The following is a 16,587-nucleotide window of genomic DNA, read 5'->3' on the forward strand; positions in this document are numbered from 1 at the left end:
AATCATATAGATTTCTATTCTATCACAAAACACCCGGCCGGAAATGTAAAAAAAGGCCCAAAAAAGCTGCTTTTCCCCCTATTATCGACAGCTTGGTAACAGTTGCTGATTCTAGCGGAAAAGATAAGAAAAAAACGGCTTCCCCTTAGTTTTGAAGGAGATCAGCCGTTTGTTGTCTTGCCTGCTCTGCACTTTCCTCAGAACATTTTGTATCCGCCCAGCCGCAGCTTCTGAATGGTCCAGCCGCTCAGCACAGCACCGGCAAGGCCGGCTATACCGGTCAGATAGTCGACTACATGAAAGGTTGAGAGATGCTCCCATAACGACATGGAGCTCCGGTCCCAGATGGAGTAGACCACTACGGGAAGAATAACGATTATGAACAGGTATGCGGGAAACCACGTAGTCTTCATTAACATGTTAAGGATAAAGCCAATGCCAAACATCATGACAAAGAACAAAACGGCCAGAACAAACACTGGAATAAATCCCATCGTACCGCCATCCCCTCTCTCTATAAAGAACCGCACACCAAACCTTATATAATAGTAAGTTTACTAGAAAAAATGTAGCGAAGCAATGAACATTATCGTCCAGTGGTTTGTGATCAGCGCAAACGGCGGCTGCAGAGTTTGCTCTTGGCCGTTCGCATGCGATACAATGCAAATAGCAAATGGAAACGGCTGCAGCGTCTTCATAAGAACGGTGCACGTTTCTTTTCGAAAATATGTTTATACATATTAAACGTATGCAAACTTTAAAGGAGTGAGAACATGAACGAAGCCGCTTTGACACTGGAAGGCTGGTATGCCCTGCATGACTTCCGCTCTCTCAATTGGACTGCCTGGACGGCAGCCGATGATGAAGAACGCGCTGTTGCCCTGGAGGAGCTGCATGCTTTCATGCAGGAGTGGGGGGCCGTGGAAGAAGCCAAGGAAGGCAGCTCCACCGTGTATTCCATCGTTGGCCAGAAAGCTGATTTCGTGATGATGTTTCTGCGGGAAAGCCTGGAAGCATTGAATGCACTTGAGACTGCTTATAACAAAATCGCCTTTGCCCAATATACTACCAAAGCCTATTCATATGTAAGTATTGTTGAACTCAGCAACTACGCCGCAGGAGGAACTGCGGGAGACGGCAGCGATCCGATGCTGAATCCGCATGTTGCCGCCCGGCTGAAGCCTATTCTGCCGCAAGCGAAGCATATCTGCTTCTATCCGATGAATAAGAAACGCGAGCTTGCGGACAACTGGTACATGCTCGACATGGACAAACGCCGTGAGCTGATGCATTCGCATGGCCTGATCGGCCGCGGATATGCCGGCAAGGTGAAGCAGATCATCTCCGGCTCCGTCGGATTCGATGACTGGGAGTGGGGCGTGACCCTGTTCGCTGAAGATGCCCTGCAGTTCAAGAAGCTGGTCTATGAGATGCGCTTTGATGAAGTGAGTGCCCGCTACGGCGAGTTCGGTCCCTTCTATGTCGGCAATCTGCTGACTGAGGAATCATTCGAAGAGATGCTGAAGCTCTAAAAGCGGGAAATAGCCACAATTATGTAAAGGTAAGGTTTCCTCGATGGAAGCCTTATTTTTATTTGGTCTTTCCAAGTGGCCGCCCTATTAACTTTTGGTTCGCTTATGGCAGCGCTGCTGTCCAATAAACGCAAATAGACCGCCCCTTCGCAGAGGTATGCGGTCTGTTTGTCGTGTTTACAAATTATTAAAATCACTTATGCCGAAGGTTCTTTACCGTCCTCATCGTCCTCATCGTCATCATCCCGCAGACTCTCCAGATATTCAGCCGTCGCCCGGTCACGTGCGCGGCCTTTATCCTTCAGACGCTCTATCGCCGGGAGAATGAGAATGTCGATTTCCTTCTGGATGTTGTAAGCCAGATCATACCGTGTCTGATCCTCAAGATAGGAACCCACCTCAATCAGAGCATTATACCGGTCCAGCTCCTCACGCGTGAGCAGTCCGCGAACTTGTACGCTGCAATGGCGCATCTTAGAGGAATCTTCCTTTTTTGAGTACCAGCGGAATGCCGCCGATAATGAGCAGGTAGCGCATGTCTACAACCTTCTTCAGCTGCGCCGCTGTCCAGCCCTTATAGGTCTTGTCGCCCACTACTGCAATCCCCTGACCTTTGCCCAGCGAGGCTACGGTGCCTTTGTTGCTGAATGTAAACTTCTTCGGCTGCTGGCTGCGGATGGCCGCTACAAGATTATGCGCACAGCATTCTCCCTGCTGCATAGCAATCTGTGCCGTTGGAGGGTAAGGACGTCCTTCCGGATTAATCATGAGGGAACCGTCACCAATGATGAAGATATTCTCATGTCCTGGAGCACGCAGGTATTCGTCTACCTTCACACGCCCGCGCATGGCTTCGAAGCCGGCAGCTTCAATCAGACGGTTGCCGCGGATACCACCGGTCCACACGATAGTGGAAGCCTTGATTTCTTCACCGGTTGCAAGAATAACACCGCCAGGCAGGCATTCCTTGATCGCCACGCCGAACTTGAAGGTTACCCCCTTCTTCGTAAGCACTGTCATCGCATGCTCGACAAGCTCCGGAGCGAACCCCGGCAGCGCAGTAGGGGCAGCCTCAATATTGTAGATGTTAACCATGCTTGGATCGACATCATATTCTTTGCACAGCGCCGGAATCCGGTCTGCCAGTTCGGCCACAAACTCAATGCCGCTGAAGCCCGCGCCGCCCACAACAAAGTTAATATGCTCCTGTGCATTATTCTCATTCTTGTATTTGGCAAATTGATACTGGGTATGTTCACGGATCAGCCGCACGGAGTTAATGCTGCGGATAGTCAGCGCATATTTGTCGAGTCCCGGAATTCCGAAGGTTTCAGGCTCGCCGCCAAGTGCGATTACGAGATAATCATACGAGAGGGTTCCATCTTCCAGAATAACCTTCTTCTGCTGGGTGCGGATCTCCTGTACGGAAGATTTAACAAGATCGATTTTGAATTCATCGATAAGCTTGGAGATGGATACGCGTGTATGCTCGACGCTGTCCGTTCCTGCTGCTGGCATATGCAGATGGGTCGTGAAATAATGATATTCATGGCGGTTGACCAGAGTTACATCCGCTTCATTATAGTTCAAAGCTTTCTGCAGCCGCTGGGCGGTCAAAATACCTCCATATCCCGCGCCTAGGATAACGATTTTGGGAATACTGCTCATGTTCCGGCTCCTTCCAACAGGTGAATCTGTCTATGTGTTATTTTTTGTAAAAAAATCAGGTTTCTTTTGTGAATTTATACACTTAAATTCAGAAGAATTTCCAATAAAACTTAAAGGATTTCTAAAATAACCATATCCATTGTAAACCTTAGTATCGTTTTAATCAAATACAATCATACAACAAAATGTCACATTTTTCAGCGAAATCAAAGCCTTTGCAGCAGGGTCCTACAATGTTTATAATGAGTAGGTACGCTAGTATGGCAATTTGAAACTATCAACTCGGAGGTGTAATATTACGTGACACTAGAGCAATCCGTTCCTATGAGCGATCTGATCATCATAGGCGGGGGACCAGCCGGTATGTTTGCCGCTTTTTACGGCGGTATGCGCCAGGCTTCGGTAACACTTATTGAAAGTATGCCCCAATTGGGGGGGCAGCTTGCTGCTCTTTATCCCGAAAAATATATTTACGACGTGGCCGGTTTTCCTAAGATCACCGGACAGGAGCTGGTGGATAACCTTTCACGGCAAATGGAGCTCTTCCAGTCTGATATCCGTCTGGAGGAGAAGGTAGTATCTGTTGTGAAGCAGGACGAGCGCCACTTCGTCGTCACCACCGATAAAGCTGAATATCACAGCAAAGCTATTATTATCACAGCAGGTGTAGGGGCATTCGAGCCGCGGCGCCTAGAAGTGCCTGATGCGCAGCGTTTCGAGAAAGCCAACCTGAATTATTTTGTAAGCGATCTGAATGCATATAAAGGCAAGAAGGTGCTGATCAGCGGCGGCGGCGATTCTGCCGTGGACTGGGCGCTTATGCTTGAGCCTATCGCGGAGCAGGTAACCCTGATTCACCGCCGGGATAAATTCCGCGCACATGAACACAGTGTAGAGAATCTGATGGCCTCCAAGGTTAATGTAATTACGCCATCTGAGATCACTGAGCTGCACGGTGATGAGTTTATAACCAAGGTAACCTTGTCCCATATTAAGACCAAAGAAACTCAGGAAATCGAAGTAGACAGTGTAATTGTCAATTTCGGCTTTGTCTCCTCACTGGGACCGATTGCGGAATGGGGAATTGAGATCGAAGGCAACTCCATTGTGGTAGACTCACGCATGGAGACCTGCATTCCGGGTATCTTTGCCGCAGGCGATATCACTACCTATCCAGGCAAGCTGAAGCTGATTGCTGTTGGATTCGGAGAAGCGCCGACTGCTGTGAATAACGCCAAGGTGTATATTGATCCGGAAGCGAAGCTGTCCCCTGGACACAGCAGTAATCTCAAACTCTAGAATTGCGTATAACCTAAAACCTACAATAAAAGGGTATCCTTTCAGGTTGATTCCACCTCAACTTGAAAAGATACCCTATTCTGTGTTACTTGCGGTTTGATTAATTCTGGGTGCTGTAAAAGTTTGCTCTGATCTTTAGTGAAGAACCGCATGAACTGGAGAGTGTAAGTTCCGTTTGCGAATTTCAGCGAGTAACAGAGCGATGAAATCATGCTCCAATTGCAGCTCTATCGCTCTATGATAAGAGTCCAGCAGCATCTCATCCGACAATTCAACCATAACGTTCACCTACCTTTCCTTTATTTGGATCTGAATCTATCATAGCAAACTATCATTATTCGAACAAGCGTTCTCATTATCCACAAGCTACTGTGGAGATCCTGTGCATAATATGTTAGTAAGGGTTGCAATGTCAGGTGCTGCACGGTGGACTATGGGGATAATAGTTATGCACAGGGGAAGAGCTCCCGCTTATCCTTAAAAATAATTTTTAGAATGTTCATAATTGGCTGGGATTTTTATGTTCATATTACCTCGGATTTGACATGACTAAACGCAATATTATCTCATTACTATATTTATCGTCAATTATTAAAATTTCCTTAATTAATTTTTGGTTATTTTGGTCTTGTATTTACTTCCAGAATCCATATTTTTCCCCGATGATCTACAGCATAATCGAAACCAAGCTCGCCGATACCAGGGAAATGCCGTTCCAGCAGTTCAATGCAGACTAAAGTCAGCCGGCGCATCTCCGCTTTCTTCGCAGAGGTCCGGATTCCGGGGAGCGACCTTCTCAGTCCATGGCGGCAGCTGAGCATTGTTCCCCCTTTACAGAGGTTAGTTACGAACAATCCCGGCCGGGCTACCCTGCCTACCATGGAGCGGAATTCCCAATGATCGCCGTTCTTCACCACTTTGACCCGGTAATCAATCGGACGCCCCGAAATCCGGGCAAGTGAAATGCCTTGCTGGATCAAATATCTCCGCTTTACCTTGAACCGGTCCAGCGCATACCTCATCGAAGCGAAATCACGATATATACGTGTATTATGCATATAAGTGAAGCCATAACCCCGGTGATCCCGGAACACCTTGATCACCCCGTAGCCTCCGCCACCGACAACTGGCTTAATTACAACATTCCCGTATCTTCCCAGCATCGCCAACAATCCGGCAGCACTATATTCCCGGGTTCTCGGAATGTAACCGGCAACCCGTGAATCGCTAAGCAACGCCGCGGTCTTCAGCAACTTGCTTGCCAGTTCTCTCCCCGCCATTTTTTCGCCCTCTCCTTTCGAATTCCCAGCCTACCCTATAGATTACTCACGAAAGACCGCACCCTCCTGTATGATTGTCCGTGGTAATGGAGTTCACAGCAAAAAAGGGCATATAGCCCCAAGGGCCGTATGTCCCGGTGTTCCGTTTATTCCAGAGCTGGAATATTCTTAAAATTCGTTGTATTATAGCCTGGAGGGGAGGGTTTCCTAATGGCACAGTTTTTTGAAATCCTATATTGGTTTGCGATGATTGGCATGTCTGTTGTACTGGCAGGAACCACAATACTCGTCTTCGCGCTGGGCTTCAAATTCATCAAAGACCGCCGCAGAGTTCTGGGCGCCGGCTGTATTGCCTTTTCCCTGGGGGCCGCTGCCCTGATCGTGTTCATGATTAATTTCAAATTCATACTTCCGGCCTGAACCAAAGCTCCCGGCAGCTATGGCAAAAGACATCCGTAGTGCAGACTGCCTTTTATCATTGCTGCCTTTGAGCGGAATCTCAAGTATACATGCTTCATAGATTTGCCTGAGATACTATATTCTATTAAACCGTGAAGGGTTGGCCTGTGCCGATGGACAGCTTCATTAGCTGAATCTTATCCTGCCCTTAACACCCGGCTGCTCTCCAAATACTAAATCCATCCCCAGACCCGCTATGAATATGCCTCGCGGCTCCAACCCTGCTTATCCCATTCTGGCTTTTTAAATTTTCATCCATAATTTCACATTATCATCATTTTACACAATATACCTTAAATGGATCTATGTTAAGATTAGTAGCGTGGATATTCGAAAAAAGGAGAATTTAACGTGTCGAAACCTGTATACGGCAAACAAGCGGCTCCTTCCAAAATGACCGAAAAGAATTCCGGACCCGCATGGGCGCTCTGCATTGCCTTCATCCTGTTCCTGGGCTGGACCCCCTTCCAGGTTGGATTGTTCAACGGAATGAGAGTGGAATTTGAGAAGCCCATTTATATGGCTGCCTTGCTGAGCGGTCTGCTCCTGCTGGTCTGTGCTGTCCTGTACTTCAAGACCTTCAGGCTGGATGGGCAGCGCGATCTGCTTACCTTAGCCGCAATTCTGCTCCCGTTAACTTACGCCTTGTCCCTGTGGGGGGCCGCTTCACATTATATGGCGATGAACATGCTGTTCACCCAATTCACTTATGTGGCGGTCTTCATTACCAGTGTGTATCTGCTCCGCCAGAGGCAGCTCAATAATGTTATTCAGCTGGGTACTCTCGCAATCGCTTATGTGATCGTCGGTTTCGGTCTATTGAACTGGCTCGGAAGCTGGAAGCTTGCCGGCAGTCTTGTAGGCTGGTTCTCGGATACTGTGGTCAACGGCAAGTACACTGAAGCGGTGATGACCGATTCGAACGGGCTTCGCCTGACTTCCATTTTCCAGTATGCCAATACATATGCAGCGTTCCTGATGGCTTTTCTGTTCGTCGCTTTATTCGCGCTGATCCGCTCCCGGAAATGGTACGGACAGCTGATGCACGGATTTATGCTGGTTCCCTTCATCGTCTCCCTGCTGCTTACCTTGTCCCGCGGCGGTCTGGTCCTGCTGCCTGTGGTACTCATTATCCTGCTGCTTTTCCTGAAGCCTGTGCAGCAGATACTCTGGATTATCAATCTTGCCATTGCCGGCGTATTGTCTCTGCTGATCACGAATCCGGTGACCGGACTGGGCCTGGAGCTGAATACCTCCTTCACTTCCACGGCAGCCCTGCATGGCTGGAGTTATCTGCTGGGGGCGTCCGCTTCTACTGCCACGCTCTGCTGGGTTGTCCAGCATTACTTAGCACCTTGGCTGGGCCGCAAGCTCGGCAGCATAGAATCACGCCGCTGGAGCGGAGCATGGATTCCTGTGGTGTCTGTCGCCGGTGTGTTGATTCTCGCCTTCCTGTTCATCGGGACCAGCGCGCGCAATATTCTGCCGGCGAATATCAGTACCCGGCTGGAGAATATCAACTTCAAGCAGCACAGTGTGCTCGAACGTTTCACATTTTATATAGATGCCATGAAGGTGGTCAAAGATTATCCGGTACTTGGCACCGGAGGCGGGGGCTGGGCATCACTCTATGAGCATTACCAGAACAACCCTTACCTGAGCCACCAGGTCCACAACTTTTTCCTGCAGTACCTGATTGAAGTGGGCATCCTCGGCTTTATCGTGTTCATGGGCTTCATCCTGTTCATTTTCTACAAATATATCAGGGGATACCTGAAGCGCGACAAAGACGATTATAACAACGGGTTTTTCTATCTCATCATCGCGTTGTCGATTCTTGTTCACAGCCTGCTTGATTTCAATATGAGCTATGCGTTCATGGGGATTCTGGTCTTCCTCGCTCTGGGAGGGATGACCGTTGTCATGGAGAGCAGACCGCTCCGTCTCAAGTGGAACAAGCTCTGGATCAGAGCCGGGTATTTCGGGCTGCTGGGAATCGGCACCGGGTATCTGCTGTTCCTGTCTCTGGGGTATATCAGTTCCAGCTCTGAAGCCTATGCAGCCAAGAAGCTGGTCAACGTCAGCCAATCTTATGATGAGATCAAAGCCCCTCTGGTAAAAGCACTCAAAACCCGCCCGAATCATCCCGAATCGGCGGCATATCTGTCCATGCTGGATCAGCAGGTATTTACACAAACACAGAATGAACAGTTTCTGGACGAATCCTATGCTGTGTTAACCCGCGCACTTGAAGGTGAGCCTTATAACAAAGATCTGCTGTCCCAGCTGGCGAAATATTATGATCTGAAGGGCCAGAGTGAAGAGTCTTACCGGGTGTATCTCGATAATGCGGACAAGTTCATGTGGGATATTAACTGGTATGATCATCTGATCAGCCGTGCCTCCCTCCTTGGGCTGCAGGCATATGCCAAGCAAGATGAGGCAGGGAAACAGAAGTACTTCAATAGTGCCCTGGCTTCCTACAAGCATGTAACGGACGGCATTGAGCATTTGAAGACTCTTCCACCCGAGCAGCTTCAGGGCCGTGAATTCTTCGTTACCTCAACGATTGCCCTGAATGCAGGCCGAATCCAATCCCTGACCGGAGACGGGGAAGCTGCTGGGGCAACGGTGAAGCAAGGCTTCATCAATGGTTACGAAGATTTGACGGATACCAGTACACTCTGGACTACGGATTGGTACAACGGAGTGATCAGCCGTTCCCAGGAGTTAGGAGCCGCAGCTCTGAAGCGGGCACTGGATGCTTATGCACTGGGCCAGACGGATCTGGGGGATCAGGAGACGGTTAATAAGGAAAGGTATTTCAAAACCGGACTGGATGCTTATGCCCATGCGGCTGCGGATGAAGAATGGTTCAGCACCCTTCCGGCTGAAGATCAGCAGGGACGGGGATCGATGATTACTTCAGTTATGCTGCTGAACGCCGGTAAGATCCAATATTTATCGAAACAATGGCAAGCCGCCGCAGCCACACTGCAGCAAGGGCTGAATGAGGATTATAACGATGCCGTCAACCGGGAAACGGCCCGCTGGTATCTCGCTGTACAGCAGAGAACACAGAGTGCCCAGGATCAGGCAGTGTATGACAAGCTGATTGCAGCTGATCCCGAAGAGGCAGTCAAGATTAACGAAGTTGCCGGTATGCCGCTCTAACTATACTATTCCCAGACTAGAGAACAGCAAAAAGAGGCTGTCCCAAAGCCGTAAATGGCTTCTGGGATGCCTTCTTTTTTGTGTAAAGATTAACGTGTACACTTGAATGGACGCTCATCGGCGTTCCTGTGGAAGATTGCATCAACCAGATTAACGAATTATTATTTATATCAGGTCTGGTTGTGTCTGGGAGGTAGTCAAATGTCAAAAACGATATTAGTAGTAGACGATGATGAAGAAATCGTAAAACTCATCACCAAAAGTTTAAGGTACGAGCAATTTGCAGTAATCACAGCCCGTTCCGGGGAAGAAGCCTTATCTGCAGTGGATGATAATCACATTGACTTCATCGTTCTGGATATAGTGATGCCTGATATGAATGGACTTGATGTCTGCAGAAATATCCGGACATCCTATAATGTTCCCATCCTTTTTTTAAGTGCGCGTGATCAGGACATTGATAAAATTGTCGGTCTCGAAATAGGAGCAGACGATTACATGACCAAACCTTTCAGTATTCAGGAGCTGGCCTCCAGGATAAAGGCCCATTTCCGGAAAGTGGACAGGCTGCATAAAGAGTGGGATGAGCTTAGTCCCGGGAAAGAAAAGGCGGATGCTCCGCTTATTTTGAACGATAAAACGTTTGAAGCCTTCCTGCATAGCCGGAAGCTCGACTTATCCACGAAAGAATTTCAAATTCTGTCTATCCTTATGCGTCATCCCAATCAGGTACTCAGCCGTGAGCAGATCTATGAGAAGGTCTGGGGAGACGAGTACGGAGAAATCAATACCGTAACGGTTCATATCAAGAATATCCGTAAGAAGCTGGGGCCTGAACATAACTTCATTAAAACCATTTGGGGTATAGGCTATAAATATACGGAAAGAGAGCAATAGGATGAAACTGAAAATAAAACTTCCCCTCTTATTCCTGCTGATGCTTCTCATTCTTATGTTTTCCATTGGAATCTACCTGAAGTTTATCTTTGCAGTGTATTCTCCTATACGCACCACATTGCTGGACTCACGATATATAGCATTGCTGCTGCCCATATTTGCCATCGCGGGTTGCATATTTTTCATTCTGATCATCTATATTTATAGAAGCATAGAGAAGCCCATCCGGCGGCTGAATACCCGGCTGGGGGAAGTCAATGTGGTCCATCCCCTGCCTCCGCTGGCTTCGAGGAGTAACGACGAGATCGGAGAACTTTATAAGCACTTCAATAAGATGGAGCACAGGCTTCAGCTCGCCCACAGAGAACAGACTGATATGATTGCAGCCATCGCCCACGATTTGAAGACACCCCTGACCTCTATTAACGGCTTCACCGAACTGCTGGCTACACATAAGGACTTACCCGACACTGAAAAGCAGGAATATTATGAACTGATTCAAAAGAAGTCAGCCTATATGGTTGAGCTCCTCAATGATTTCTCCCGCTTCACCAAAGAAACACTGGAGCTGGAATCCATGGTGACCACACGTGTAAAGGCAACAGAATTATTTGCAGACATCGCCTTTGAATATGAGTACGAGCTGGCGGGACTTGATATTGAACTGACTTGCCGCCATTCCTTCACGGACAGCATCGGGCTGACGGTCAATGAACCGATGATCCGCCGGGTGTTCGGCAACCTCTTCAGCAATGCTGTAAGGTATGGAGGGAAGCCTGATCTGAAGGTGTACATGACCGGATATTTGCGGGAGCATCATGCCTATTTCCAGATTGAGGATAACGGAATCGGCGTACCGGATAAGGATCTCTCTTCTCTGTTCCTTAAATTTTTCACGGTGGATAAATCGCGGCAAATCCAAAAGGGCGGACTTGGGCTGGGCCTGGCAAGCTGTAAATCTATTATTGAGCATCACGGGGGAGAGATTATGGCCTTCCCTTCCGAATATGGCGGTTTGGGAATAAGATTCAGCCTCCCCCTGGCTTCACTTCACTGATTGTATTTACGCACTTCTTCTTCAACAACAAAAGATTAAAGGCTGTTGTCGGGTGTGACACCCAGGCGACAGCCTTTTTGTTTTTTTAGCAGTTTATAGTTTTTTATATTCTCTTTATAAACATTTATTTTTCTTTTACCGAAGCTTCATCTTCGAATGTAAAAATAACTTCTAGTAAGATAATCACCGGTACCCGACAAGGAGGATGTTAAAATGTCAATTGAGTTCAGCCGCTGGCCCAATAATTACATGATGTCATACCAGGTTACCAAAGCTTTGGGTATGGCAAGCCTCGGCGCTACGGATGTCACCGAAATCTACGAGGCCTGCAAAAAAATCGACCCCGATGACAAGGCTACGTGGCACAGGGAGTGGCTCATCACCGCTCAGGCATTGGAAAAACACGGCAAGGAGGCCGAAACGGCCGGAAACTGGTATACCGCGCGGAACTGCTACATTCGTGCCTGCAATTACTACAGAATCGCAGAGTATGCGGTGATGGATGAGGATGCTGAGAAAATCTGTATCTTTAAAAAGGTTAATGAACTCTTCGAAGCCGCCGGACAGTACTTCGATGTCCCCCCGGAGAAGATTGAGGTTGATTACGAGGATGTCAAGCTGGATGGATACTTCTTCTCCCCTTCCTGGATCGAAGGCCCAAAACCGACCGTATTTGCGCTTAACGGTGGTGACGAGTGGTCCATTGAGAATTATTTCTGGCTGGGTCCTGCCTTCCTTTCGTGCGGATATAACTTTTTGGTCTATGACCAGCCCGGCACCGGTCTATCGATGTACGAGAAGGGAAAGGGGCGACGGGCGGACAGCGAGGCTTTTCATTCCCGGGCCATCGACTTCCTTCTCACACGGCCGGAAGTTGATCCTGATAAGATTATCGTGCACGGGGAGAGTTTTGCAGCCTACGACTCCTTGCGGTTCGCTTCGTTCGATCACAGGATTGCTGCCGTGATCTCCGACGGCGGTACGCATGCCTTCGACTGGAAAGCCATGCTGTCATGGATGCCGCCAAGTCTGGCCGCACACGGCATGAGAATTCTGGGGGCGGAAAGCCTGGAGGATTTTGCGGAGAATCCGCGTTTTGCCTATGATCTTGAAGGCGTACTCCACCAGATCGAATGTCCGCTGCTTGTCATGCATGGAGCGGAGGAGATATTGGTTCAGCCCAATCCGCTGACACAGGCCATGAAGAATTACGAGCAGGCCGGTTCGACAAACAAGACATTCTTCGCGATAGAGGATAGACGGCTTGGCGGATTAGAACACTGTCAGGTGGATAACATCAACGTGCTGCATGAGGTAGCGCTGAATTGGCTCTGTTCTATTGGGCTTGGGCCAGCCGCCCCCCGCCAATCATAGGAATTGTCATAGGAGGAGTTAGGAGCTATGCAAATTTTATCAAAGAAAAAAAGCAGCAGCACGCCCGCTATACAAATTGACGGTGTGCACAAAAAGTTTGGCGACTATACCATATTAAACAATCTTTCGCTGGAGGTGAGCCGCGGTGAGATTTTCGGATTCCTGGGACTGAATGGCGCCGGGAAGACAACGACCATCAAGATGCTCCTAGCGATGCTGAAGCCAAACTCCGGCAAGCTCTATATGTTAGGTGAAAAGGTCGATGCCGGAAACTATAAATTATGGAGTAAGGTTGGATATTTGGAGGAGGCTACTTTTTACCCTGATCTGACTGTAGTTGAGAATCTTGACATCGCAAGGCGCATGCAAGGGGTACCTGACAAGGATGCCGTACATCAGGTGATCTATAAGCTGGGACTTGAGCCGCACCAAAAGAAAAAAGCAAAACATCTCTCTTTGGGTAACAAACAGCGCCTGGGACTCGCCAAAGCGATGATTCACAATCCGGAAATTCTAATCTTGGACGAGCCGATCAACGGTCTTGATCCCGCAGGCGTGGCGGAGATACGGAATATGTTATATAATTTGGCAACAAATTTCGGAATAACTATTTTTATATCCAGCCATCTGTTAGAGGAGCTCTCGAAAGTGTCCACACGCATTGGGATTATTCACGGAGGCCAGCTTGTTAAAGAAGTCGCAATGGATAAGCTGGAGCAATCCTTACAGAAAAGCCTGGTCGTGAACGGACTGAACAAACCTGCCTTAAAGAAGGTGCTGGAAGAGCATGGCTATGCCTTTGAGGATACCCCGGACGGCTCTATTAAACTAACCAACGAACATGCGGCAGATCATCCTGAACGGCTGGCCGAACTGCTGGTTCAGCGCAATCAGCCGCCAACATCGCTCCGGGTGATTACGGAGGATTTGGAAGGTTATTTTCTCCGCACCATTGGTATGACCAGGGGGTTTAAATAATGAATATTTTATCTGTTTTACATTGTGAGATTCGCAAGATTATCCGCTCTAATGTGTTCTGGATCATGTTTCTTGTGTTAGGCTTCGGGCCCATCATGATGGGCGTCGGAAATGTATTATCCAGTGACGCCGGCGGTGTCAACTGGGAGCAGTATTTAACCGGATTGCTGGATACACTTGCCCCGCTGGGACTTATCGGATATACCTTTGTTGCGGCATGGGTATTCGGACGGGAGTTTGCGGATAGAACCATTAAAGATTTGCTGGCAAAGCCCGTGTCCAGAGCGAAAATTGTATTGTCCAAATTCCTTGTCATTTTAGCATGGTGCCTGTTACTTTCCGTCTATATGTTTGCCGTAGGTTTTGCCGTAGGGGCGATTATGGGAGTTGAGGGCGGGTCCGCTTCCTTCATTTCGAGCTTGTTCTTTAAGTTCCTAATCACCTCTCTATTGTTCATTTTTGTGACCGCACCAACCATTCTTTTGGCTAACGTGACCAAGGGCTATCTGGCACCCCTGGGGCTCATCCTGATCATCGTCATTCTTTCCAATGTGCTCTCCTCTTTTGGATTTGCACCCTATTTCCCATGGACCATCCCGTCGGTATTTCAAAGCACCGGTTCTTTACAGCTCAGCAGTATATTGATACTTGCGTATACAGGAATAGTCGGAATAGCCGGAACATTTGCCTGGTGGAGATATGCGGAGCAGCCATAAACAATCCAGTGCAGCAAGCAAAGCAAAAAGAAGCTGTCCCCAAAGCCATAAAATGGCGTCAGGGACGTCTTCTTTTTTTGCGTAAGATCAACGTATGCACATGAATGGACGCTCCGCGAACGGGCTGTTGTTCCAATTCAGCCGCGTGCCGCCATATACTCGTCCTTCAGGATAGAGTATTGGTAAGAGTCCAGCCACTTCCCCTTATGGCGCATATGTTCTCTCAGATGCCCTTCGTATACCATTCCTATTCGTTGCATGACTCTGGCAGAGCCGGTATTCTCCGGGCGGCAGGTCGCGTAGATCCGGTGAAGATTAAGGTCATTGAAGCCCCATTCCAGCAGCACGGCGGCAGCCTCACTTGCAATACCCTGACCCCAATAGGAGCGGTTATAGCAGTAGCCGATCTCCCCCTGGCCTTCTCCGCTGATATGTATCCCGCAGCCGCCTATCAGTACATTCCCCTGCTTCAGAACGACTGCGTACTCGAACCCCTGGCGCGGCTCCTGCTGTTGCATATCCAAGGTCAGCCGGATATAGCTCCGGGTATCCTCCAGGGAATTGGGTCCCCAGATCATATACTTGGCCACTGCCGGATCGGAGGCATATTCATGTACCCGCTGGACATCCTCAGACCTGAATTCCCGGATCAGCAGCCGGTTTGTTTCAAATTGCATGCTTGGTCACATCCTTATGCTTACTGTTGTAATCCGGGGTGGCTTCATGGCTTAGCAAGTTCAATTCTTGCATATTGCTCTGCGAAATCTTCCCCTTGGTTCAACGCTTGGATTAACTTGAGGAGCCCCTCTTCTCCTGCACTAGAGAACCACCGCGTAACTTCATAACAAGCCAAATTGTAATTCTTCCATGCTTCCGGAGTTCCATAACTGAAGGCATCATACGAGTCTAAAAGGCCGTAATCCACAGGCTTCTTCCCTTTATCGGTTACCTGTTCCCATAGTGCTGTGCTATTAGACAATCTCCCGTCTACCATCGAAGCCAGACCTTCATCAAACCATACGGGCACTACCTTGCGGTTGCGCAGTCTTTCCCTCAATTCAGCGTGGGTGAATTCATGCGAAATCACATTTTCATTAAACCCGTCCGGGCCGATCACAATATAGTTATTCCAGGGCAGGTAATAGGTTTGTCCGGTCGGATTCTCAGTGTATTTTCCCAGACTCCTGGAAGTTAACGCCACAATTAAATTCGGAGTTGAAGTTCGCTCACCCAAAATAGCCGCGACCTTCTCTTGTGCAAGCGCAACGTAATATAGCAGCTGATCCTGCAGATCCTTTGACATATCCGGCTCTATATAAACATCCGGTGCCACTTCAACCATGTTAGAGTAATTGACCAAGGCCGCATGCATCGGCTTGGCATAGACTCCCCAAGAGATCATCAGCAGTGCTATGAACAATATACTCGACGCAGCTATTACCTTCATTTTTCGGGTCAATTTCAGCATTTAGTTAAACAGTCCTCTGCCAATAAAGTTAGCCGTAACCGGCGGCTTCCCGATCTCCCGTGACCATACAGACAATTGACCGGCGTGATGGATCTCGTGGGCAATCAGATGCCGCATAACTTCGCCGTATCTGTGGAGTTCGCGTTCCCCTTCATCCGTGATATCAATCATGATCCGGTCTTCCATGCTGTCATTCCAGCCGTACACGAATGGAGCCAGCTCCTCATGACACCGCGCGGATAAATCCTTGACCTGCTGCAAGCTGGCTACTTCCTCGAATGAAGGAATCTCAATCTCTTTTTCTTGTATTCCGCCACAGATCCAGCCATACTCCACTGCCACGATGTGATATAACGTGGGGAGGATATAGCCTATACCGCCGGTGCGTAATTTCATCAGCTCTCCCCCGTCAACCGTACCGCACCAGTCGAACCAGTCTTTGCGCACTTGCCAATTATACTGAAATAGCTTCAACATGCCGTTGCCTCCAATACTCGTAAATTTCATTACGCCTACTATTCATGATTCGCGATATCTCCCCCCACTCCTGCCGGTGATTAACGTCAACCAAGTGTCCATGTGACGAAGCCGCCATGCTGATGTACCAGATTCTTATGCGAAAATAAAAGGAGAACCCCAAAACCCTAGTGGTTTTTGGGGTTCTCTATATGGTATCTAGAGACTG

Annotated in this window: 17 protein-coding genes; 9 read left to right on the top strand and 8 right to left on the bottom strand. The window is 48.5% G+C overall.

Annotated elements, in window-relative coordinates; genetic code table 11:
• Positions 1 to 197: 197 nt before the first annotated feature.
• The gene (locus R50912_RS27285) at positions 198 to 494 is read right to left on the bottom strand and encodes a YuiB family protein (RefSeq protein WP_042239374.1); all 297 of its coding nucleotides are present in this window, start codon (positions 492 to 494) and stop codon (positions 198 to 200) included.
• A 279-nt stretch (positions 495 to 773) separates the two neighbouring features.
• On the opposite strand from R50912_RS27285, the gene hemQ reads away from it, so the two are divergent.
• Positions 774 to 1,532, top strand: coding sequence for a hydrogen peroxide-dependent heme synthase (hemQ, locus tag R50912_RS27290; protein ID WP_042239377.1), 759 nt, complete (start codon positions 774 to 776; stop codon positions 1,530 to 1,532).
• Positions 1,533 to 1,729: 197 nt separating this feature from the next.
• On the opposite strand, the gene R50912_RS27295 is transcribed toward hemQ, so the two are convergent.
• Together R50912_RS27295 and R50912_RS27300 are read right to left on the bottom strand one after the other, a co-directional pair.
• Positions 1,730 to 2,005: a hypothetical protein gene (locus tag R50912_RS27295; protein ID WP_042239380.1), complete on the bottom strand. Its 276-nt coding sequence runs from the start codon at positions 2,003 to 2,005 to the stop codon at positions 1,730 to 1,732.
• Position 2,006: 1 nt separating this feature from the next.
• Entirely contained in the window at positions 2,007 to 3,200 is a 1,194-nt protein-coding gene (locus tag R50912_RS27300) for an NAD(P)/FAD-dependent oxidoreductase (protein ID WP_042239383.1), read from the bottom strand.
• A gap of 324 nt (positions 3,201 to 3,524) precedes the next feature.
• Here R50912_RS27300 and R50912_RS27305 point away from each other — a divergent pair, with 324 nt between their 5' ends.
• Entirely contained in the window at positions 3,525 to 4,499 is a 975-nt protein-coding gene (locus tag R50912_RS27305) for an NAD(P)/FAD-dependent oxidoreductase (RefSeq protein WP_042239385.1), read from the top strand.
• Positions 4,500 to 4,634: 135 nt separating this feature from the next.
• Here R50912_RS27305 and R50912_RS34550 read toward each other — a convergent pair whose 3' ends face one another.
• Together R50912_RS34550 and R50912_RS27310 are read right to left on the bottom strand one after the other, a co-directional pair.
• A complete protein-coding gene (locus R50912_RS34550; RefSeq protein WP_042217282.1) occupies positions 4,635 to 4,778 on the bottom strand; it encodes a sporulation histidine kinase inhibitor Sda in 144 nt (47 codons plus the stop codon).
• A gap of 338 nt (positions 4,779 to 5,116) precedes the next feature.
• Complete coding sequence (locus R50912_RS27310) at positions 5,117 to 5,779, bottom strand: YheC/YheD family protein (RefSeq protein WP_042239388.1); 663 nt, start codon at positions 5,777 to 5,779, stop codon at positions 5,117 to 5,119.
• 210 nt (positions 5,780 to 5,989) lie between these two features.
• On the opposite strand from R50912_RS27310, the gene R50912_RS27315 reads away from it, so the two are divergent.
• The 7 genes from R50912_RS27315 to R50912_RS27345 all read left to right on the top strand — a co-directional run bounded on the left by R50912_RS27315 (position 5,990) and on the right by R50912_RS27345 (position 14,434).
• Positions 5,990 to 6,199 (top strand): hypothetical protein, encoded by a 210-nt coding sequence (locus R50912_RS27315; RefSeq protein ID WP_042239391.1) that lies wholly within the window; start codon positions 5,990 to 5,992, stop codon positions 6,197 to 6,199.
• A 390-nt stretch (positions 6,200 to 6,589) separates the two neighbouring features.
• Positions 6,590 to 9,412, top strand: a complete 2,823-nt coding sequence (locus tag R50912_RS27320; protein ID WP_042239394.1) for an O-antigen ligase family protein — start codon at positions 6,590 to 6,592, stop codon at positions 9,410 to 9,412.
• Between the two features lie 201 nt (positions 9,413 to 9,613).
• Positions 9,614 to 10,309, top strand: coding sequence for a response regulator transcription factor (locus tag R50912_RS27325; RefSeq protein WP_042239397.1), 696 nt, complete (start codon positions 9,614 to 9,616; stop codon positions 10,307 to 10,309).
• Between the two features lies 1 nt (position 10,310).
• Positions 10,311 to 11,366 carry a HAMP domain-containing sensor histidine kinase gene (locus tag R50912_RS27330; protein ID WP_042239400.1) on the top strand — a complete coding sequence of 352 codons (1,056 nt, stop codon included), beginning with the start codon at positions 10,311 to 10,313 and terminating at the stop codon, positions 11,364 to 11,366.
• Between the two features lie 213 nt (positions 11,367 to 11,579).
• A complete protein-coding gene (locus R50912_RS27335) occupies positions 11,580 to 12,740 on the top strand; it encodes an alpha/beta hydrolase (RefSeq protein WP_042239402.1) in 1,161 nt (386 codons plus the stop codon).
• A gap of 27 nt (positions 12,741 to 12,767) precedes the next feature.
• Positions 12,768 to 13,718, top strand: coding sequence for an ABC transporter ATP-binding protein (locus tag R50912_RS27340; protein ID WP_042239404.1), 951 nt, complete (start codon positions 12,768 to 12,770; stop codon positions 13,716 to 13,718).
• Positions 13,718 to 14,434 carry a DUF2705 family protein gene (locus R50912_RS27345; protein WP_042239408.1) on the top strand — a complete coding sequence of 239 codons (717 nt, stop codon included), beginning with the start codon at positions 13,718 to 13,720 and terminating at the stop codon, positions 14,432 to 14,434. The genes R50912_RS27340 and R50912_RS27345 overlap by 1 nt, the downstream gene beginning before the upstream one ends.
• Positions 14,435 to 14,571: 137 nt before the next feature.
• On the opposite strand, the gene R50912_RS27350 is transcribed toward R50912_RS27345, so the two are convergent.
• From R50912_RS27350 to R50912_RS27360, 3 genes are read right to left on the bottom strand one after another with little or no spacing between them, the layout of a single operon-like run.
• Positions 14,572 to 15,111 (bottom strand): GNAT family N-acetyltransferase, encoded by a 540-nt coding sequence (locus tag R50912_RS27350; protein WP_042239411.1) that lies wholly within the window; start codon positions 15,109 to 15,111, stop codon positions 14,572 to 14,574.
• Between the two features lie 44 nt (positions 15,112 to 15,155).
• Positions 15,156 to 15,902, bottom strand: coding sequence for a hypothetical protein (locus tag R50912_RS27355; protein ID WP_042239414.1), 747 nt, complete (start codon positions 15,900 to 15,902; stop codon positions 15,156 to 15,158).
• The gene (locus R50912_RS27360; RefSeq protein WP_042239417.1) at positions 15,903 to 16,379 is read right to left on the bottom strand and encodes a DinB family protein; all 477 of its coding nucleotides are present in this window, start codon (positions 16,377 to 16,379) and stop codon (positions 15,903 to 15,905) included.
• Between the last annotated feature and the right edge of the window lie 208 nt (positions 16,380 to 16,587).

The sequence above is a fragment of the Paenibacillus sp. FSL R5-0912 genome (assembly GCF_000758605.1).
In the GTDB taxonomy this organism is placed as follows: domain Bacteria; phylum Bacillota; class Bacilli; order Paenibacillales; family Paenibacillaceae; genus Paenibacillus_AQ.